The sequence below is a fragment of the Nostoc mirabile CHAB5784 genome, from assembly GCF_020829645.1.
In the GTDB taxonomy this organism is placed as follows: domain Bacteria; phylum Cyanobacteriota; class Cyanobacteriia; order Cyanobacteriales; family Nostocaceae; genus Nostoc; species Nostoc mirabile.
In genome coordinates, this window is the sequence record NZ_JAIVFS010000031.1 from 14867 (window position 1) to 34921 (window position 20055).

Consider the following 20055-nt stretch of genomic DNA (forward strand, 5'->3'; position numbering starts at 1 on the left):
TTAGTAATATGACCAGCATTTTTCTCCAAAACGCGACATGAGACAGGATTTTTAGCTATAAATTTCTCTGTTTTGTCTTCCCTTTAGCAACTTCTGCTTTGACGTTTCCGTGTTTCGTGCAGTCTGTAGCAACTTCCGTCTTCCCTGTAATAACTTCTGCTTTGACGTTTCCGTGTTTCGCGCAGTCTGTAGCAACTTCCGTCTTCCCTGTAATAACTTCTGCTTTGACGTTTCCGTGTTTCGCGCAGTCTGTAGCAACTTCCATCTTCCCTGTAATAACTTCTGCTTTGACGTTTCCGTGTTTCGCGCAGTCTGTAGCAACTTCCGCTTTGACGTTATTAGAAACAGACTTGCTTTATATGGGATTGGCCAAGAGGCAGAACAATTGATACAAGTTGTTATAGCGGTTCTCGTTTACGTGAGGTACACCCCTAGGGGCACGGCATGCCGTGCCCCTACACCTTGCGATATAATGTTGTATAGGATCTAAGTGGGAACCGCTATATATTCCTGATAGACGTTTACTTGCACTGTAAGATTTAATCGGATAATCTGAGCGATCGCAATTGTTTTCTAAAAAAACTAATGAACAAATTCCTACTGAGTTTGCTTTCTTCTCCTGTGCTGATTAGCTCTATTCTCTCTATAGGAGTAATGCTCAATCACGCACAAGCTATGGAGCCAGAACCAGCAGCCAAAACCACAGACCGTCTATCTTGTATACGCAATAAACATAAAGTGGGTTTAGTATGTGCAAGGGCTTCCGTATTGGCTCAAATTCCTAACTATCAGCGTGAAATAGAGTTTTCTCAAGAAGATGCTCCCATGCTGGAGTTCAATGACGAAGAAAGCAATGTGGCAATTAACTTATTTGGCTGCGATTGTCCTGCTTGTATAAATTCTTTACGTCAGATGCGCGGCGCCACACCCTTGGTATATTAGGATTTTACAAATTTATTGATGACCCTTAATGCCTTGCTCAATGGCGTTTTTCATTGTTCTGTTTTCTTCTTACTCTGCGGAAAGTTAGTTGCCCTCTAGCAAGTTTGCAATCGCCCTCACTAACTCCTCTGGCTCTACAGGTTTTGTAATGTGAGTTTGAAATCCTACCTGAAGTGCTCTTTGTTGGTCAATTTCTGCGGCATAAGCAGTCAGTGCGATCGCCCGAATGCTTCCTCCTTGATTCGGTGGGCGAGATCGAATCTGCTGCATCAGCATATAGCCGTCCATCTCAGGCATACCTATGTCACTCACTAGCACGTCAGGAGTGAACTGCTCTAGAGCTTGCAAAGCTTCTAAGCCAGAAGCGACGGCTGTCACATTTGCACCGCTTTGTGACAGCACAAATGCCTGAAACTCGCGGGTATCTGGTTCATCATCCACCAGCAAAATTTGAACGCCGTCTAAAGGCACTTCTGCTTTTGTCTGGGTGTAGATTAGCTCGGATGCGATCGATGTTGCCTGCTGCATCACAGGCAATTGGATGATGAAGGTTGCGCCTTGATTCTCACCCTGACTTTCTGCTGTAACCGTACCCCCGTGCATTTCTACAATTTGCCGCACGATCGCTAGCCCCAATCCCAACCCGCCAAATTTGCGTGTCGTTGAGCCGTCTTCTTGCCGAAAATATTCAAATACATGGGGCAAAAACTGTGGATTGATGCCCTTGCCAGTATCGATTACCCGAATCTGAGCTAGCGCGTCGAGTTGCCGCAGTTCAACGGTCACTTGTCTACCGTTGGGTGTAAACTTAACCGCATTAGTAAGCAAATTCCACATCACTTGTTGCAAGCGGGCTGCATCGCCAGAAATCGGAGCGATCTCAGAGTCAAGATCGAGAGCGATCGCAATATTTTTTGCTTCTGCTGCCAAATGCACCGTTTCAAGGGCGGCACAAATCACAAAGTTCAAACTGACCGGAGCCACTGTTAAACTTAGTTTGCCCTGCATGATGCGGGAGATGTCGAGCAAGTCTTCGATTAGTTGCGTCTGTAGATTGGCATTGCGCTCGATAATTTTCAAGGCTTCGGCTCTTTGGGCTTCGCTCAGTTTGCCGTTTTGTAGTAAGTGCGTCCAGCCCAAGATCGGGTTGAGAGGCGATCGCAATTCATGAGACAGCACCGCCAAAAACTCATCTTTGATCCGGTTGGCGCGATCGGCTGCCTCTCTTGCGGCTTGCTCACGGGCAAGGAGTTGTTCTCGTTCTGCCTCAATGCGTTTTTGCTCAGTGATATTGAGTACAGTGCCGAGAAAGCGTCGTGGATTGTCGGCAGCATCAAAGTAAACCTGTCCTCTGGCCGCAATCCACCGTTCAACCCCATCCTGAATCCCGATCGTGCGATATTCTGCGTCATATTTGCCGCTGCTGGCTGGATTCAAAGTCCATTGCAGCACCTGTTCTAGGCGGTCGCGATCGTCGGGGTGCAGTCCGGCAAAAAAGACCTCAATGCTGCAAAGAGCTTCTGGTGGTAAGCCAAACATGGCTTTGCAACCCTCATCCCAAATCAATTGGTTGGTGATCAGATTCCAGTCCCAGGTGCCTAATTGGGCAGCTTCGATCGCCATGCGGAAGCGGTTTTCACTGTCGCGCAAGGCTGCTTCGGTGCGGGCGCGTTCGATCAGCGGAGCGACACGCGCTGCAACGTTTTCCAGCAACAACATCTCATTCGCCGTCCAATGGCGCGGCTTGTTGGAACTGACTCCGATCGAAGCCACCCAACGCCCTTCACGGACAAACGGTGCGATGACGTAGGATTGCATATTGATGAGCGTGTAATTGTCGGCGAAATCCTTTGTCCACGGATGCACGTTCACGTCGTCAATCCCGAACGGTAAACGTGCCGCTGTTTCCCACCATTCCTTCGCGCCGAAAAGGGAAAGGTCATAAGTTCCGGCAAGATCTGATCCGTCGAGCCGCCAATCGGGTAGAACCGTTACCTGGCTGCCGTCCGGCGTGACATCGAGATAATAGCAGCGATGCCCGTTCAAAAACGTTCCGACTTCGCGCGTGACGATGCGGTTGATTTCCACTGCATCCGTCACCGTGCCGAGTCTTCGGCTTAACTCGGTCAAAAACTCCACTTGTCGTTCGGCTTGTTTGCGCTCCGTGATGTTGCTGAAAATAATGGCGACTTTATGCTCTTCCGGCTCGTCCACCGGGAAAGCATACAAATCGAACCAGAACCCCATCGCTTCGGATCTGTTGACCCACCGTTCGGGCTGTCTTGTTTTGACGACTTTACCGAAAGTTTCCGCCCAGTGCGGCTCAATGTCCGGCACCAACTCGCGGCCGGTTTTGCCAATTGCGTTTTCGAGCGCGGTGATGTTCAAGAACGCCGGATTGGTTTCAAGAAAGCGGTAGTCAACTGCCTTTTTGGCATCGTCGAATAAAACTTCGACCAGACAAAAACCTTCGTCAATCGAATCGAACAGCGTGCGGTATTTCTCCTCCGATTCGCGCAAGGCTGCTTCGGCGCGGACGCGTTCGACTGCCGCCCAAGTGCGCTCGGCTACTTCTTCCGCCAAGGACACCTCGTCCGGCGTCCAAGCTCGCGGTTCGGATGTGTGAACTGCCAGCCCCGCTACGAACTCGCCCCTCTTGACCAAGGGTATACCGATGTAAGCACCGATCTGGATCGCGGCATAGGCTGCTCGCTGATCTGGGGACAGGTTGGGATCGGCTTCCACATCAGACGAGGACACGGTGCGACCATTACGGAACGCTGCGACCAGTTTCGGGCCGAAGGAATCAATCGGGTAGTTGCCAGCGAGTGCTGCGGCTTTGTTAACATAATCACGCTCAATGACATAATCAGCGCCGCGAACCTCGAAGTAAGCTACGCGGTTCGCGCCGAGATATTTGCCCAGCACACGGCTGGCGGTAGCTTGAATCTCCACTGGGTCGGCAAGGGGGCGGAGCGCGTCGGTGAGAGAGACGCGGAACGCATTAAATTCGGCGGTTCGCCGCGAAAATTCTTCTGAGAGTTTGCGTTCGCGTAGCGCAGCTTGCTGTTCGCTAATATCTTTGAAGACAATGGCAACTTTTCGCCCCTCCGGCTCACCCATGCGACAGGCATACACATCGAACCATCGGTTCATTGCAAGAGAGCCATTTTCAAAGCGAGCAGGTTCACCCGTTAGAGCAACTTGACCGTAAATCTGAATCCAATGGTCTTCTATATCTGGAACTAACTGACGCACCGTTTTCCCGACTGCTTGTTGAAGTCCCGTTTGTTCCTCAAAGGTGGGATTGATCTCTAAGAAGCGGTAGTCGCTGGCGCGAAGCGTACTGCCGGAGGCACTCGGCGGATCATTTTCGTCAAATAGCACTTCAATAATGCAGAAGCCTTCGTCGATCGACTCAAACAGCGTCCGGTAGCGTTCCTCGGATTGACGCAGGGTTGCGGCAGTTTGAATCTGCTCGGTAACATTCTTGAAATAAACGGTGATGCCGTTTGGGGCGGGGTAGCTGCGAACTTCGTACCAGCGATCGTGATCCGGGTAAAACGCGGTCATTGACGCAGCCACGCGATCGCGCATGGCGCTCCAGTAGACCTGCGCCAACTCATTGCCAATCAGTCCTGGATACTCTGACCACAAATTCTTGCCAACTAAATCGCCTGGAGTACGATCTAGTAGTGTTTCGGCAGATGGATTCATATAGGTAAACTGCCAGTTCTCATCCAGTGCAAAGAAGGCTTCAGCGATGCTCTCCAGAATATTTCGAGCCTGCTTCTCGCTTTGGTGCAAAGCTTGCTCTACCCGCTTGCGTAAGCGAAGCTCGTCGGAGACATCGGTGATGTCTCGCGTCACACCTGCAACTGCATCTACTGCGCCGTTTATGCCCAAAAGTGGCACGAAAATGTATTCATAGGCACGCGTGCCGATTGCGCTAGTGTAGGGCGTTTCATCCTTGAGCGGCTGGCGCGTGGCGATCACTTGTTGAATCTGTTGCTGAAGTCGGGTTGCTAAATCGGTTGGATAATCCAGATCAAAAAAATTCTTTCCCAAAGCTTCATCCGAAGTTTTCTGCCAAAGATTGAGCAACGCCGGGCTGACATAGGTGAACCGTCCCGCTAAATCAAAGGTGTAAATAAAATCGGGAATTGCAGCGACAAGCGCGTCGAACTTCCGCAGTTGCCGTTCGAGTTCGGTGCGGCTCTCGCGTAATGCTGCTTCAGCACGGGCACGCTCGACGGCTGCCCACGTCTGCTCTGCTGTTTCCTCGACTCGTTTCACCTCGTCTTCCGTCCACGGACGAGGGTTTGCCTGATGCACCGCTAGCAACGCGACAAATTGATCGTTCTTGATCAGGGGCACATCAATATGCGCGGCAATATCAATCGTTTGATACATTGCCGAATGGCTGGCTGTGTATTTGGGGTAGTTTGCCACATCGGGAACGATCGCCGTTTGCCCCGCTCGATGGTCATCTGTCAGGTTGCGTCCGAAGTCTTCCAGATGGTACAGTCCGCTCAGTTCGGCAACACCGTTAGTGTAGTTTTTATGAACGATGACTTCCTTGCCGCCCGGTAACACTTCAATGTAAATAACGCGGCTTGCGTCTAGAGACTCACCCAGAATGAGGGCAGCGATCGCCTGAATCTCATTAGCGTCAGTCAGGGGGCGTAGCGCATTGGTGAGCTTGACTCGAAACGCATGGGCTTGGGCATGACGCAAGGCATCTGTTGATGTGCTAACGGGCGACAGATCAGATTCTAGCTGCGTTTTTTCTGGCTGCTGGGCTTGATCGAGTTCTGTCAACAGGATCTGCACAGCCGTTTTTAGGCTGTCCGACCAGGTTTCGACAGCCCCTAGCGGCGTTTGCGACCAATTGTGCGATCTCAACAATGCACCTATCTCGCCGCCACCAACAAAGAGGTTTTCAGCCCAAGCCTTGTGTTCCCCTGCCTTCATGCTTTGAGATCCTTTGTCGGAAAGTATTTTTCTCGAATTGTCTGACTGTGTTTTTGTAAGGCGGCATTGGGTGACTCAGACAATTGGTTAAGCAGAGTGTCAATTTGCTTAAGTGCCAAAGGAGAAGGAGTCGCATGTCCGTTTTCCCAGCGATTGATCGTTGGAAACGTCACACCGAGTTGAGTCGCAAACTTCTCCTGTGTCAGCTTCAGGGTTTGCCGGAGTTCCCGAATCAATTGACCCACGGCTGGTTGTTCAACACCAAGGTAATCCTGATGGAAAGGCATACGACTCAAACTTTATAAAGTCCTTTATTTCTATAAATTCTATAAATTTTGGTTAGTTTTGGCAAATAGACAATCTATCTCAAGACGTAGACTGTCTTTTTGCAATTCGGTTAGCAATGCTCAATCAAATCTACATTATTATTCAAAATTTCACCAATTTAGGACTTACGCATTGACAAGAAATGCCAAATATGGATAAGTTTAAAAACCACATCTTTCGTAAGGGCACAGCATTGCTCATTGGTGTCAACTTAAGCTAAAAGTAGCTTAACTGAAAGCTTCCTCACCCGCCTCGAACTAAAGTTCAAGGCTGATAGCTAAAGTCTACTGAAGTAGACTAAAGATTTTTGGCTATATTTAGTCATCAACAGAAGACTTCCGCTAAAAGCCAAGGAAGTTCAGTTCCTTGCGGGACATAGCTTTTACGTTAAGTTGACACCTATGAGCATTGCTGTGCCCCTACAGCACGGTCTATTTCTGATCGCACGTTAATTAAGAAAAGCCTGAAAGAACCTATGCATCGTTAATTCACATCACGATGCATTTGTACAGTGCGTAAGTCCTAGTATCTAGCCCTTTCAAGGTGACTCCTAAAATCTGTTTTTTTCTCTCTGTGTTCTCTGTGCCTCTGCGGTTTAAAAGTAATTTATTTAACCACAGAGTCGCAGAGAACACAGAGTAAAGAGATTAAAGAGAAATTTTCTGACCAAAATTTTTACCCACCTTGAAAGGGCTAGTCCTAGTATCTTGTATTCAAATTAATTACGCTGATTTCTCGACTCGCAAACCAAAGTACGTCAAAACAAGCTCAGTTGAGCCACTATTGACAACTTCATGTACTTCTCCCGGTTCTATCGCCACGCAGTTAAGAGGAGCAGGGGTATTCTGTACCATCAATGTGAATTACTCCCGAACCAGCTTCCACAAAGAAGACTTCGCACATATCTTGATGCGCGTGTGCTGGTGCGGTTTGTCCGGGAGCAAAACGGGCTTGAGAAAAGTTAGTTAGGTGAGGCAAATCGCCGAAGCGTAGCATCACCTTTTTCTTGATTTCGGCATTGTGAGAAACAGATTCTTCTGGTAGGTCTTTGAGAGAAGTGGTAATCATTGGGGTCTTAAATCGTTAGATAATTCCACAATACCCGTAGAGCCATCAATTCTTACCCGTTGACCATCTTGCAGTAGCCATGTAGCGCCTTGAACATCCATAACTGCGGGAATCCCATACTCACGAGCAACGATCGCACCGTGAGAAAGCCGTCCACCAACTTCGGCAATCAATCCTCCAGCCCTTAATAACAAAGGTGCCCAGCCGGAATCTGTGTAAGGTACTACCAGAATCGTATCTCGATCAATGTCTGGCACGTCTTGTAAATTTCGTAACACCTTCACCCTGCCTTCAGCTTGTCCCTGACTGGCCCCAATCCCTTGTAAGATTTGATCGGAGTAAAGTTCAGAGGGAGCTAAGGGGTGAGGGGGTGTATTGCCGTACACTAAAAGGGGTACTTGAATGATCTCGCTATCTTGGACGAATTGCGATCGCCTCGATTCCACTAACTCATCTAACTCCTCAATTAACCTAGAATCGTCATCCACAATTAAACGCCGCACTTCATCAAACTCTAGAAAAAAGATATCTCCTGTTTTCTGGAGTAAGCCGGACTTTAACCAAATCTTCTCTAAAGCTACAAAACTCCAACGCAATTCAGCCAAAAGCCGTGAATAAACTTCGGTAACTCGTCCCTTGATATCCACACGCCGTTGCACAAATCCACGTTTGCGCTTACCAGCAAAGATGCTATTAATTGCGTCTTTTGCGCCTGATTGTGGTTCGTTACCCTGCATTAACTGCACAAACATCTGCTTAATCATCTGGGGATTTTCCCGCCAAGTCGGAACGGAAATATCAGTTCCCACTTCACTTAAATAGCCGTAATCCTGAAGTAATTCGTCAAATTCTCGCAGGATCTTTTCTCCCTCTGGGGTTTGCTTTAATTGCTCAAATACTCGCTGTGGCTCAAACTCAAGCAATACTTGTTTGGCATCTGTTGCTATTGCACTCAGCGATCGCAATGCCGCTACCTCTGGAGTAACGCTATTATCAATTTGCCCATCCTTCACCCGAAAAATCGCTTGCCGCACAGCAGCACTTAAGGGAGCTAAAATACTGTAATATGTCCCATGACGTAGCAACTCTAAAATAAAGTCGATTCTGATTAGCAGCTTGGCTGGTTCCAAGTTATCTATATCTTCTTGTGCCAACTGCGACAAACCAGGAATGAACCGTTTGTGATAATCTTCCTTGAAGTCTTTTTCTAAACTTAATTCCCGCCTCAGCAACTTTCCTAGTCCTGGTAAATTCTCCCAGGTTGACTGCAAGGACGGTTTACTTAATTTAGCTCCTCTAGTTAAAAATTCCAAACTTTCCGGCGGCAATCCCATGCGGATAAAAATATCTCCTAAGAGGGATGCATTAAAGTAGGCTCTAGAATAATGCAGAGTTGCTGTTTCAGTGAAATCTAACCCTAAAGCGCGATTGCCCAAAACTAGAGTAAAAAATTCTCCCCAAACTCCACAAGTTAAGGGACGATTAATCGACCATGTTAAGGGGTGAATTACTCCGGGAATCACTTCGGCGGCGATTTTGCGTGTCCAGATTGGTAGTAGAGTGGTGATCGGTCGAGATTGCAACACCCAAAGTGTTTGACCGTCGTAACTCCATTCGATATCTTGAGGAGTGCCATGATAACGTTTTTCTAGTCGATAGGCTAAGTATGCAACTTGCTTAATTAATGCTTGGGGGATTCGTCCTTGACCCTCTAATTGCACAGAGGAAGAACTTTCTGTTTCAATGACAAAAGCGCGATATTGTTCTGGTGTGACTTTTCCCGAAACGACTTGCGTCGGGCTGCCTGGAAGGGCTTCAATGATGATTGCATCACCTTGCCCAGTAATGGGATCGCGGCTGAAAGCTACACCAGAATATACACTTTGGACTTGTTGTTGAATCAACACAGCCATTGCTGTATCATTTAAGCCGCGATCGCGCCGATATTGGACGGCAGATGGATGATTGTAGGAAGCTTGAACTTGAGCGATCGCTTCTTGTAATGCCTCTGAGGTGGTAACATTTAAAACTGTTTCATACTGCCCAGCAGCAGAAGAGTGTTCTGAGTCTTCTCCAATGGCAGAAGAACGTACCACCAAGGGAGATAACTCTGATGGCTGGAGAAATTCTGTCAACAGTTCGGGATCATCAATTGGGGCGAGTACCCATCCCTTAGGGACTGGATAACCCCAGCGCTTAATTTGAGATAACGTAGCCGCCTTTTCTCCGACAATAGCAGCATCCAACTCTTCCTCTAGAGAAACCATAGCGCGATCACCGCGTAAAAATTCCAACATCGCAAGAGATTCTGTTTGTGCCTCTTGGGCTGGCAGATTCATATCATCAGGAATTTTAGTATAAATCCAGCCCATTAAACCAGCTAAGGCGATAGCAGCAAGCATTCTGGGGAAATCGCTAATGTGGAGAATGATCACAAACAGAGGAAAGAGAAGCAAAACCCCAAATTTGACTACCTTTCTTGATTGCAGAATTGTAAAGCTAATTCCTGCAAAGAACGATACAAATATTGCCACCAGTGGATCATGTACGACAAATCCCCAGACGACATTTGTTGTACCTGCCCCCCTGCCTATCCAGTATCTACCTATTACCAGAGCAATCAGGGCGATCAATTCCCAAGACGATCCCTCCGGGAAGAAAACGCGGGTGAGTAAGACTGCTGCAACTCCTTTCAAAGCTTCTGACAAGACTGCCAGAATTCCGACAAAGTTACCGCCGTGATAAAAGGCAGCTGATACACTAATGTTTTTTGTACCAACTTGTGATAATTGCTTGCGCGTTAGCGCGTAAGTAATCCATGCAATCAGGGGTAATCCGCCCAAGAGGGGGCAGACAATTAAAATAACTAAGACACCCCAAGGTTCAAACATTCTGAATTTTGGACTTTAGATTTAAATTTTCCATCTAAAACCTTAAATCTAAAATCTAAAGTTTTTCTAAAATTTTTGATAGTAGTAATTAGGGCGTTTTTATCAAAAAGAATTCAGACGCCAGTCGTCAGAATTCAGAATGGATTGGAGTATCAGTAGGGGATGAACACAGGGGTTTCCAGCGCTCCAAATTATAGATTTAGAGGTCTACAATTAGGTGTTGGTTTGAATCCCTAAAGGAAAAGCATTCTGGATTCTGGATTCTGGATTCTAGATTCTTATTCAATTACTAGTTGCTGAATGGACACTTGGCTACGACGGCAACCGTTTTTGCCAGTGTCCTTCTAAGCTACTAATGGTTTTAGTTTAGCGCATAGGCAGCTTGCAGCGCCCAGATTATGAGAGCAGCGATCGATCCCAGAAGCAACACGGTAGAGATAGTGACTACTTTTGGGGAATCTGCACCCTCAAATTTCATAATTCCGCGATTTAAGTCGGACATAGCTTTGTAATCCTCTCTTGTTGGAGCATGAAACATTTGTCCGTTTTGATTGTAGTCCTTCTCTTTGAGGATGACGTTAAATTCCTAATATTATTTTGTTTCAGCTTGGCAACTTTTCCATCACCAAAATTGCTTACTTCTTTAGAGGGATTAGTCTTATTTATACAAACGTGGGGAGTGGGAGGCAGGGGGCAGGGGGCAGGGGGCAGGGGGCAGGGGGATAATTAGCGTTTTATGAGCCAAGGGGATGGATTGTTGATTATGGTTACTAGAATGCCTAATACTCGGTTATAATTTCCATAAAGTTCTCGACCTGTATCAACATCTAAATAACTGCACTTGACAGCAAATTTCAACCAAGTCTGAGTCTCTGCTGCAACTGAATCCGAATCATTTAACTTAGCTACAAAAGCAGCTTCATATCGACGTTTTCTCCATGCTTCCGCCAGATTTGCACATACAGAACGTGACGATCTACGAATTTGGTCAGTTAACGAATATCTCTCTTCTACAGGAAACTTCTTGGATGTTTCAAATATTTTCATGGCTGTGTGAAAAAGCAGGGGAGCAGGGAGCAGGGAGCTCTTAGCTGGGGAGAAAAACCACCCACAAGGGGTGGGGCTTCAACCCTCGGCAGATTTGGAGCAGGGGTGCTTTCGCTTAACGTCGGGCGAGGTTTGTACCTTTCCCCCTGCCCCCTGCCTCTTAATTAAATGCCATTTTGTATACTTCCAAGTCTTCATGACTTTTAATTGGTTCTTTTTCCATTCCCCCTGCTCCCTGCCCCCTGCCCCTCTGCCTATATTTTAGTATCCTGCTTGCTTGTCTACCACATTCCGCAAGGGCTGACCAGTTTGATAGCGTTTGAGATTGTCAATAAATAGTTGTGCTATTCGCTCTCTGAGGCGTGGCGAAAGGGCTGAACAATGGGGTGTGATAAAGGCGTTTGGCAACGACCACAAGGGACTTTCCGGCGGCAGAGGTTCTGTAGCTACTGTATCTAATCCAGCACCGGCAATCCATCCCTCACGTAGTGCGGTGAGTAATGCGGCTTCATCTACGATCGCACCACGAGCAATGTTAATTAAGTAAGCAGACTGACGCATAGAGCGCAATGCAGCTTCATCGATCAAGCCTTTAGTGTCTGGAGTTAATGGTGTAGCAATAACTACATAGTCTGCTGCTGGCAGGAGCGATCGCCACTGATTGGCATCCACAATCTTGTCAAAATTTGGTAGGGGTTCGGGATGGCGGCGACTACCCCAAACTGTGACTCCAAAGGCTTTGGCACGAGATGCGATCGCTTGACCAATATTACCAGTGCCGAGAATTAATAAAGTCGCGTCTGCCAACTCTTCGAGAAATACTCCTCTTACCCAAGTGTGTTCATCCTGCAAAGTTTGCAATTTCCGCAGATTCTTGGCGTGATGGAGCATGAATGCTAGTACAAATTCCGAAATTGGAATCGCATGAACTCCTGCGCCATTAGTGAGGATAATATCCTTTTGCAAAAAAGTTGGTGTGAGGATGTGATTCACCCCAGCACTCGGTGACTGTTGCCAACGCAGCGCGGGTGCTGCTGTCAGTACTTTGTTAAGGGTAGAAGTCTTTAGGTAAAATCCGTTAACATAAATTTCTGCATCACTAGCATCACCATCAAGATTACCTTCACTATCCACCTCCACAACATCTATATCAGATGGTAGGTGTGGCTCAATATCAGCAATGAGATGATCGGGTAAAATTAGTTTCACCATTTGCTACTCCCTCATTTCATTTTGGATTTTGGATCGCACCAAAGGTGCGCTTCCAGCGCAACTTGGATTTTGGATTGTGCAACCTAAGCCGCAGCACCTGTTAATTATGAATTACGAATTACGAATTACTTAGTATCCTGCTTCTTTGTCTACTATATTTCGTAACGGCTGACCAGCTTGGTAACGCTTCAGATTGTCGATAAATAGCGCTATTGAACGCTGTTTACTTTTTGGGGAATGATCGGAAGTATGAGGTGTGATAAAGATGTTAGGGAGTAACCACAAAGGACTTTCTGGTGGTAGTGGTTCTGAGTTAACTGTGTCTAATGCTGCACCTGCAATCCAACCTTCTGTGAGCGCTTTTATTAATGCCGATTCATCGACTACGCCACCGCGAGCAATATTAATTAGGTATGCATGTTTTGGGAGCGATCGCAATACAGATTCATCAATAAATTCTTTGGTTTCTAGAGTTAGTGGTGTCGCAATAACTACATAATCAACTCCTGGTAGGAGCGATCGCCATTCATCAGCACCGACTACTTTATCAAAATTTGGTAGCTCTTGGGGATGACGGCGACTGCCAATAATTTTCAAGCCAAAGGGTTTAGCACGGGCGGCGATTTCTTGACCTATACCACCAGCGCCAATAATTAGCAAGGTCGCATCTGTCAACTCTTGGATGGCAAAGCCTCTTTTCCAGTGACGTTCTGCTTGTAAAGCATATAATTCCTGTAGATGCTTGGCATGAGCCAGTATATAAGTGATTACAAATTCTGCGATCGGAATCCCATGCACTCCGGCCCCATTTGTGAGGATAATATCTCTTTCCAAATAAGTTGGTGTCAGGATGTGATTCACCCCTGCATTTGGTGCATGATGCCAACGCAGTGCAGGTGCTGCTTCTAGTATTTTATGCAGCGTCGGACTTCTCGATAAAAACCAACTGAAATAAACTTCAGCATCGCTAGCATCCCCATCTAAATTCCCTTCAACATCTACCCTGACAACCTCTGTATCAGGTGGTAGATGAGGTTCAATGTCAGCAACGAGATCAAGCGGCAAAATCAGCTTCATTGTAGATTACCTCTTCTTTCTTTACAGGGCTATTTTGGGAAATTGTCTCTGTTTGATCAAAAAATTAAGTGCCATTTTTTCTTGGCATAAATTAATATATTTAATAAGAACTCAGATATTTTTATTTAATCTGTAAACACATAAACTCCAGATCAAAATATTGATTATTAAATTTATAGGCCATTTTCTCTATTCCATATATTTGAAAGCCTAATGATAAATAAAGTTTTTTTGCTAAAAAATTAATTTTAACAATATCAAGTAATAATATTTCTACCTCGTTAATAGCTTTTGCTCTTTCAATTAATTCATTTAGTAATAATTTACCTATACCTTTTCCTCGATATTCTTGTTGAACATACATACTACTAATATATGCTTTATGCCTGAGTTTTATTCTTGATTCTTGGTGAAATGCGACTATTCCAATTAACTCTTTATCCTCAAAGCAGCCCAAAATAAAGTTATTGTTATCTACTAGTATTCTATCCCGAAATTGTTCTATCGTCTTAATTGCTTCTTCATGATACGTTGTGCCAAATGAATCTGGATTTTTATATAAAGCTTCTAATCTGATCTGTCTATAATCTTCTGCATCATACTTTGTTAATTTTCTAATTATCATTAAATTAAATATAATTAATAGATATTTATTGTTTATTTTCAATAAAGCGATATAAATTAATAATTCTTATTTTCTAGTTTATCTAGGTCGTGAATATAGAAAAAATCATCCAGAGCCGCAGAGAGAAGACTTGAGAGGTATTTTGAGTGTTCATAAAAAATTTTCGATTGCTATAGCTGCTTTTTAAGAGGAAGTTTTAATCTCGAAGTAGCCTCTTTTACCGCAGCTACCTCAAGCATTATATTAATCAACTAACGAAAGCTAAATCTCAACTACTCAACTGCAACAATTGGTTATTTGGCTGAGTACCTTCATGGCTCATTACTCGCTTGAGAATTGCTTCTCTGATATTGACAAACACTTCGCTACTTCTATCTCGCGGGCGTGAAAGTCTCACAGGTAAATCCAGAGAAATCTGTCCTTGTTCAATCACTATCACTCGGTCTGCCAACGCCACAGCCTCTTCTACATCATGAGTAACCAAAAACGCAGTAAATCTGCGCTCTTGCCACAAGTTCTCAATCAAATTCTGCATCTCTTGGCGAGTTAGAGCATCCAATGCTCCCAAAGGTTCATCTAGCAACAACAAACGGGGCTGACTGACTAACGCTCTTGCTAATGATACCCGTTGCCGTTGTCCACCAGATAAGACATACGGCCACTCATCAGCCCTATCTTTGAGTCCAACTTTATCGAGTGCCCACAAAGCTTTTTCACGCCAATTACCTTCCAAGCCCAACCCCACGTTGTGAACAACGTGCTTCCACGGCAGCAAGCGGGGGTCTTGAAACATTACCGTTACGGAGCGGCTGAGTCTATGCAGTGGTTCTCCATCCAGTAGTATTCCGCCGGCAGTTGCTTTATCTAATCCTGACACAAGACGCAATAAAGTACTTTTACCACAACCACTACGTCCAACAATAGCGACAAACTCACCTGCTTTAACTTCTAAATTCAGCGAGTTTAAAACAGTTTTTTTGCCGAAAGCCTTCGTCAACTCCAAAATACTTAGCTGTGTACCTTGTACATTAGAACTCACTTGCAAAATCTCCTTTTTTAGAAAAATCGGAATTTAATTGTTTGATGAAACGTTGAATTTGTAAATCACACTCAAAATAATTAGAAGTCAAAATTTAAAATCAATAGTTTTAAAACTTTGACTCTGGTGAATTTGGCATTTATGACTTTTGATAATTGGGGTTCCAAGCCAAGAATTTGGTTTCTAATCCTCTGGCAACAGCATCTGCTAATTTACCCAGCAATGCATAGATCACAATACTCAAGACTACAACATCGGTTTGCATAAACTCACGGGCATTCATTGCCATATAACCCAGTCCAGAATCTGCTGCGATCGTTTCTGCCACAATTAGTGTCAGCCACATAATCCCCAAGGAAAAACGGACACCAATGAGAATCGAAGACAAAGCTCCTGGAAAAATGATTTGCCACAGAAGTTGTGGTGTTTTTAACCCATAGACTTTTCCCATTTCAATCAGTCCAGGGTCAACACTGCGGATACCATGAAATGTATTGAGATATAACGGGAAAAATACTCCCATAGACACTAGAAATAATCTAGCTTGATCGCCAATCCCAAACCAGAGAATCACTAGCGGAATTAATGCCAAATTGGGGATAGTGCGGAGCATTTGCAGAGAACTATCAAATAACTTTTCTGCTATACGGGAAAAGCCATTGAGTAATCCCAAACCGAAGCCAATACTGCCACCAACTATAAAACCAGATATCGCCCGCCCAGCACTAATTCCTATATGTTGAAAAAGTTCTCCGGTGGAGGCTAGTTTAATCGCTGTAGCGATTACGCCACTAGGGGCTGGTAAAATTCTGGTTGAGAGTAAACCAGTTCTGGAAGAAAGTTCCCAAAGTACTAGTACTAGAACAGGTACAATCCAAGGAACTATTTTTTCGATTTGCGGGTTGTTTAACACCTCGCTCAGGGATATATTATTGTTGCGTTTGGTGTGTTTAAAGGTAATAGTCATGAAATTGTGGATTTGGGATTTTAGATTTTAGATTGTTCACAAAGATGAGTTTAGAAGCATCAAGCTTTTGATTTTAGACTTTACATTTGGTGTTTTTGCTTAATCCCAAATCGTTCGACTGAGCGACTTATGGAACCGAAGCCGAGGTAAGTCGAAGTCCAAAATCTAAAATTGGCATTGTCATGAAGCACTCGTTAGTTGTTTAGCAAATTTTTCATTGGTAATGATTTCGCTAACAGTACTCAAGACTGGTGGCGTTAAAGGTGCAGGTTCACTCTGCAAAGGTAGGCGTGGAAATAATAATTCAGCAGTGCGATATGCTTCTTCTAAATGGGGATATCCAGAAAACACGAAAGTTTCTATGCCCAAATTGCGATATTCCAGCATCCTAGCGGCAACGGTGTCGGGATCTCCAACTAGGGCTGTACCAGCACCACCTCGCACCAATCCAATTCCTGTCCAGAGGTTGGGGCTAATCTCTAAAGTTTTTCGACTACCACTATGTAGTTGACTCATGCGCCGCTGTCCTTCAGAATCAGAACTAGCCAAGTCTTTCTGAGCTTTTGCGATCGCATCTTCATCCACATACTTAATTAGCTCATTGGCAGCATCCCAAGCCGCAGATTCGGTTTCTCGCACAATTACATGCAAGCGAATCCCAAAACGGACTGTTCTACCTTGTTCAGCCGCCAGTCGCCGAACTTCAGCAATCTTTTGGGCTACTTGTTGTGGAGGTTCGCCCCAAGTTAGGTAAACATCTATATGTTTAGCAGCAACCCGCTTGGCAGCAGCAGATGAACCACCAAACCACAAGGGTGGATAGGGTTTTTGAACTGGTGGAAATAGGAGTTTACCACCTTTGATATCCAGGTAGTTTCCTTTAAAATCAACTGTTTCCCCACTGACGATACCCCGCCAAACTGTAAGAAATTCATCGGTTAAATCATAGCGATCGTCATGACTAAGATGCAAGCCATCCCCAGCAAGTTGCACCGGATCTCCACCTGTCACCACATTAATTAACAATCTTCCTTTAGAAATCCGATCAAATGTTGCTGCCATCCGGGCAGCAGCACCTGGGGAAGTAATTCCTGGACGAATTGCTACAAGAAATTTCATCTGCTTAGTGACAGAGATGAAAGCGGCGGCAGTTATCCAAGCATCTTCACAAGAAGTCCCTGTAGGTAACAATGCGCCCGTGTAGCCTAAATTATCCACAGCTTGGGCAATTTGCTGCAAATAATCAGGTGTGGCAACACGAGAGCCAATATCTGTGCCTAAATAGCGTCCGTCATGAGATCCAGTCGGAATAAACCACAGAATTTGCATGTTTGTCAGGGTATGAGGGATAAAAAACTACGTTAATTTGACAAAGTTACCGTAGTTTATGATCAGCATTTTACAGGAAATTATTTAAAAAACCAGTGTAGATTCATAAAGAATAACTACCGACAAAATTTACTTTTTTGCAGATAATCCTGGTAATCATTACACTTTTGGAGCAAAGATCGCTGTCGTGAAGAATACAAGTTTTGTCGAAAGCTTATTTTGTCGAACAAGCTTTACCGTAAATAAAAAGGTTTAAGACCCCAACCATTACATGTAGCGCGGAGTCGGAGCCACTCCGCCTCCGATCAGTTTCAGACGGGGATTTAAACCAATACTGCTCGGGTTTTGGTGCATAGTCATTAGAGATCCCCCTTAGTCCCCCTTAAAAAGGGGGAAAATAAGGCATTTTTAGCCCCCCTTAAAAAGGGGGGTTGGGGGGATCGACTCTTAACCGAGCAGTATTGGGATTTAAACCCCGACTGAAAATGTCTAAAATGTTTGAATTTTGAATTGTTAACCTTGGAGTCTGCTCAGTAAAGTCAGTACTTGGATAAAGGTTATGATTACTGATGGCTAGACTCTCTAATCATTGATTCTCTCAGTCATTATTTCCTTTACTTTCCAAAACCAAGGTTTTCAAGAATTAATCGGGAAATTTGCCAAATATGGGTTGTTTTACAAAAAAAGCAGGAGTATTTTAGTGTGGAACTTGAAAGCTGGTATTTTAGTACTTACACTGAGTTGTATAATTGCGACTGGTATAGCAGTATATCTTCTTGGCGGCATTGAACCAGCACAAATTCAAGCTTTGCTAAAATCTTCTGGTATCTGGGCACCTGTTATTTATGTTGCTTTGTACGTTGTAGCAACTATGTTAGTTTTGCCCTCAACAGTGCTAAATTTGACTGGAGGTGCAATTTTTGGCCCTTGGCTGGGTACTTTCTGGACTAGTGTTGGAGCAATCATTGCGGCAATAATTGCCTTTATTTTTACTCGGACTATTGGACGGCAAACAGTTGCAAAACGACTAGCAGGACGCTGGCAAGCGATGGATGCTGAGGTGCGCCGTGGAGGGCTTTTTTATATGTTTGCTATCCGATTAGTACCAATCATGCCCTATGGTTTGGTCAACTTTGTTGCTGGACTGACTTCGATCAGCTTTAAAGATTATGTTCTAGGTACAACACTTGGTACTGTTCCTAGTGTATTACCTTTTGTACTACTGGGTAGTTCTGGTCTTAAGGCAGTCAAAACAGGCGATTTCTTGCCGCTAGTACTCGCCTTGGCCTTAACTGGAACCCTGGTAGCAGGGTCTACTTGGTATCGCCATCGCCGGAGTTTTCCCAAAAAAGCTGTAGAAAGTCTTAAAGAATCAAATCCTTCAGATGACATCAACCCGAAGAATAAATAAACTATAGCAATCTGACTTGACTATTGCTAAGTATACTGAGAACAAAACCTTGATGATTACAAGCAGTCTGTCAACTTGGGTGTTCAAAAATTAAACAAGATTTTTAGATGCTACCAAAGTATTCATTGATTGTTCCAATTTATAACGAAGAAGAAATTATTCCTGAACTATACCGCAGACTGAGTGCAGTAATGAATCGGCTGGATGGTCTTGCCGAATTAATTTTAATCAATGATGGTAGCCGCGATCGCTCCCTACAACTACTACGAGAACTCCATCAAAAAGACCCGCGTATTTGCTATCTGAGCTTTGCTCGTAACTTTGGTCACCAGATTGCAGTTACGGCTGGTCTGAATTTTGTCCGGGGTCAAGTTATCATCATCCTTGATGCTGACTTACAAGATCCACCAGAACTAATCCCCGACATGATTGAAAAATGGCGACAGGGCTATCAAGTCGTCTACGCTCAACGCACTCAACGCCTTAAGGAAGGATGGTTTAAGCGTTTTACTGCCTACTCCTTTTATCGCGTCCTCAAGAAGCTTGCAGATGTAGAGATTCCTACTGATACTGGTGATTTTTGTTTAATGGATCGGCAGATCGTAGATATTCTCAATTCTATGCCAGAACGCACCCGCTACATTCGTGGTCTGCGTTCTTGGGTTGGCTTTGAGCAAACAGCAATTCGGTTCGAGCGCAACCCCCGCTTTGCTGGGGAAGTTAAATACACTTTCAGCAAATCCTTGGCGCTTGCTATCAATGGTCTAGTGTCCTTTTCAATAGTACCACTGCGGTTATCAACCTACTTAGGGTTAGTAGCGGCGGCGGCGGCTATCTTGATGGCTTTATTAATCTTGTATTGGCGGCTTTTTGTTCCCCATTCGCCTTTAACTGGGTTTACGATTATTTTGATGGCAATCTTCTTTCTCGGATCTGTGCAGTTAGTCAGTGTTGGCATCTTAGGCGAATATATAGGGCGCATCTATGAAGAAGTTAAAGCCAGGCCCCTCTATACTTTGGCAGAGGTAGGTGGTTTCTATGACAATTCCAACTCAACGAACAATTCTGACAAACTAGATAATTTTCAGGATGCTACTCAAAATCTAGACAAGTATTGACCGAATAATTCATAGCTAAAGAAAAATT

14 protein-coding genes and 1 pseudogene are annotated in these 20055 nt (G+C 44.8%); 3 read left to right on the forward strand and 12 right to left on the reverse strand.

From position 1 onward, the window contains the following. Positions 1-55: 55 nt before the first annotated feature. Positions 56-265: a hypothetical protein gene (locus LC653_RS20135; RefSeq protein ID WP_229496507.1), complete on the reverse strand. Its 210-nt coding sequence runs from the start codon at positions 263-265 to the stop codon at positions 56-58. Between the two features lie 320 nt (positions 266-585). On the opposite strand from LC653_RS20135, the gene LC653_RS20140 reads away from it, so the two are divergent. Continuing rightward, positions 586-942: a hypothetical protein gene (locus tag LC653_RS20140; RefSeq protein ID WP_229496509.1), complete on the forward strand. Its 357-nt coding sequence runs from the start codon at positions 586-588 to the stop codon at positions 940-942. An 84-nt stretch (positions 943-1026) separates the two neighbouring features. Here the strand turns inward: LC653_RS20140 and LC653_RS20145 are convergent, their stop codons facing one another. The 11 genes and pseudogenes from LC653_RS20145 to ssuD form a co-directional block, all read right to left on the reverse strand. Next, complete coding sequence (locus LC653_RS20145) at positions 1027-5916, reverse strand: PAS domain S-box protein (protein ID WP_229496510.1); 4890 nt, start codon at positions 5914-5916, stop codon at positions 1027-1029. Then, complete coding sequence (locus LC653_RS20150; RefSeq protein ID WP_229496511.1) at positions 5913-6203, reverse strand: helix-turn-helix domain-containing protein; 291 nt, start codon at positions 6201-6203, stop codon at positions 5913-5915. Before LC653_RS20150 ends, LC653_RS20145 begins: the two co-directional genes overlap by 4 nt. Before the next feature lie 762 nt (positions 6204-6965). After that, positions 6966-7311 (reverse strand): annotated as a pseudogene (locus LC653_RS20155) (cupin domain-containing protein). Next, entirely contained in the window at positions 7308-10202 is a 2895-nt protein-coding gene (locus LC653_RS20160; protein ID WP_229496512.1) for a glycerol-3-phosphate acyltransferase, read from the reverse strand. Before LC653_RS20160 ends, LC653_RS20155 begins: the two are co-directional and overlap by 4 nt. Positions 10203-10928: 726 nt before the next feature. Then, complete coding sequence (locus LC653_RS20165; RefSeq protein WP_372478198.1) at positions 10929-11249, reverse strand: four helix bundle protein; 321 nt, start codon at positions 11247-11249, stop codon at positions 10929-10931. A gap of 261 nt (positions 11250-11510) precedes the next feature. Then, on the reverse strand, positions 11511-12461 hold the full coding sequence (locus tag LC653_RS20170; RefSeq protein ID WP_229496513.1) for a D-2-hydroxyacid dehydrogenase: 951 nt from the start codon (positions 12459-12461) through the stop codon (positions 11511-11513). Positions 12462-12590: 129 nt separating this feature from the next. After that, positions 12591-13538, reverse strand: a complete 948-nt coding sequence (locus tag LC653_RS20175) for a D-2-hydroxyacid dehydrogenase (RefSeq protein ID WP_229496514.1) — start codon at positions 13536-13538, stop codon at positions 12591-12593. A 121-nt stretch (positions 13539-13659) separates the two neighbouring features. Beyond that, entirely contained in the window at positions 13660-14163 is a 504-nt protein-coding gene (locus tag LC653_RS20180) for a GNAT family N-acetyltransferase (RefSeq protein ID WP_229496515.1), read from the reverse strand. 268 nt (positions 14164-14431) lie between these two features. Then, positions 14432-15202, reverse strand: a complete 771-nt coding sequence (locus tag LC653_RS20185) for an ATP-binding cassette domain-containing protein (protein WP_229496516.1) — start codon at positions 15200-15202, stop codon at positions 14432-14434. A gap of 139 nt (positions 15203-15341) precedes the next feature. Beyond that, the gene (locus LC653_RS20190) at positions 15342-16169 is read right to left on the reverse strand and encodes an ABC transporter permease subunit (RefSeq protein WP_229496518.1); all 828 of its coding nucleotides are present in this window, start codon (positions 16167-16169) and stop codon (positions 15342-15344) included. Positions 16170-16349: 180 nt separating this feature from the next. Further along, positions 16350-17498, reverse strand: coding sequence for an FMNH2-dependent alkanesulfonate monooxygenase (gene ssuD / locus LC653_RS20195; protein ID WP_229496519.1), 1149 nt, complete (start codon positions 17496-17498; stop codon positions 16350-16352). 700 nt (positions 17499-18198) lie between these two features. Between ssuD and LC653_RS20200 the strand changes: the two genes are divergently transcribed. Next, a complete protein-coding gene (locus LC653_RS20200; RefSeq protein WP_229496520.1) occupies positions 18199-18909 on the forward strand; it encodes a TVP38/TMEM64 family protein in 711 nt (236 codons plus the stop codon). Between the two features lie 107 nt (positions 18910-19016). Then, on the forward strand, positions 19017-20027 hold the full coding sequence (locus LC653_RS20205; protein ID WP_229496521.1) for a glycosyltransferase family 2 protein: 1011 nt from the start codon (positions 19017-19019) through the stop codon (positions 20025-20027). Positions 20028-20055: the final 28 nt, after the last annotated feature.

Bases quoted from the DNA above. Each gene is read 5' to 3' on its own strand.
- LC653_RS20135 (WP_229496507.1), bottom strand. From the start codon at position 265: ATGGAAGTTGCTACAGACTGCGCGAAACACGGAAACGTCAAAGCAGAA.
- LC653_RS20140 (WP_229496509.1), top strand. From the start codon at position 586: ATGAACAAATTCCTACTGAGTTTGCTTTCTTCTCCTGTGCTGATTAGC.
- LC653_RS20145 (WP_229496510.1), bottom strand. From the start codon at position 5,916: ATGAAGGCAGGGGAACACAAGGCTTGGGCTGAAAACCTCTTTGTTGGT.
- LC653_RS20150 (WP_229496511.1), bottom strand. From the start codon at position 6,203: ATGCCTTTCCATCAGGATTACCTTGGTGTTGAACAACCAGCCGTGGGT.
- LC653_RS20160 (WP_229496512.1), bottom strand. From the start codon at position 10,202: ATGTTTGAACCTTGGGGTGTCTTAGTTATTTTAATTGTCTGCCCCCTC.
- LC653_RS20165 (WP_372478198.1), bottom strand. From the start codon at position 11,249: ATGAAAATATTTGAAACATCCAAGAAGTTTCCTGTAGAAGAGAGATAT.
- LC653_RS20170 (WP_229496513.1), bottom strand. From the start codon at position 12,461: ATGGTGAAACTAATTTTACCCGATCATCTCATTGCTGATATTGAGCCA.
- LC653_RS20175 (WP_229496514.1), bottom strand. From the start codon at position 13,538: ATGAAGCTGATTTTGCCGCTTGATCTCGTTGCTGACATTGAACCTCAT.
- LC653_RS20180 (WP_229496515.1), bottom strand. From the start codon at position 14,163: ATGATAATTAGAAAATTAACAAAGTATGATGCAGAAGATTATAGACAG.
- LC653_RS20190 (WP_229496518.1), bottom strand. From the start codon at position 16,169: ATGACTATTACCTTTAAACACACCAAACGCAACAATAATATATCCCTG.
- ssuD (WP_229496519.1), bottom strand. From the start codon at position 17,498: ATGCAAATTCTGTGGTTTATTCCGACTGGATCTCATGACGGACGCTAT.
- LC653_RS20205 (WP_229496521.1), top strand. From the start codon at position 19,017: ATGCTACCAAAGTATTCATTGATTGTTCCAATTTATAACGAAGAAGAA.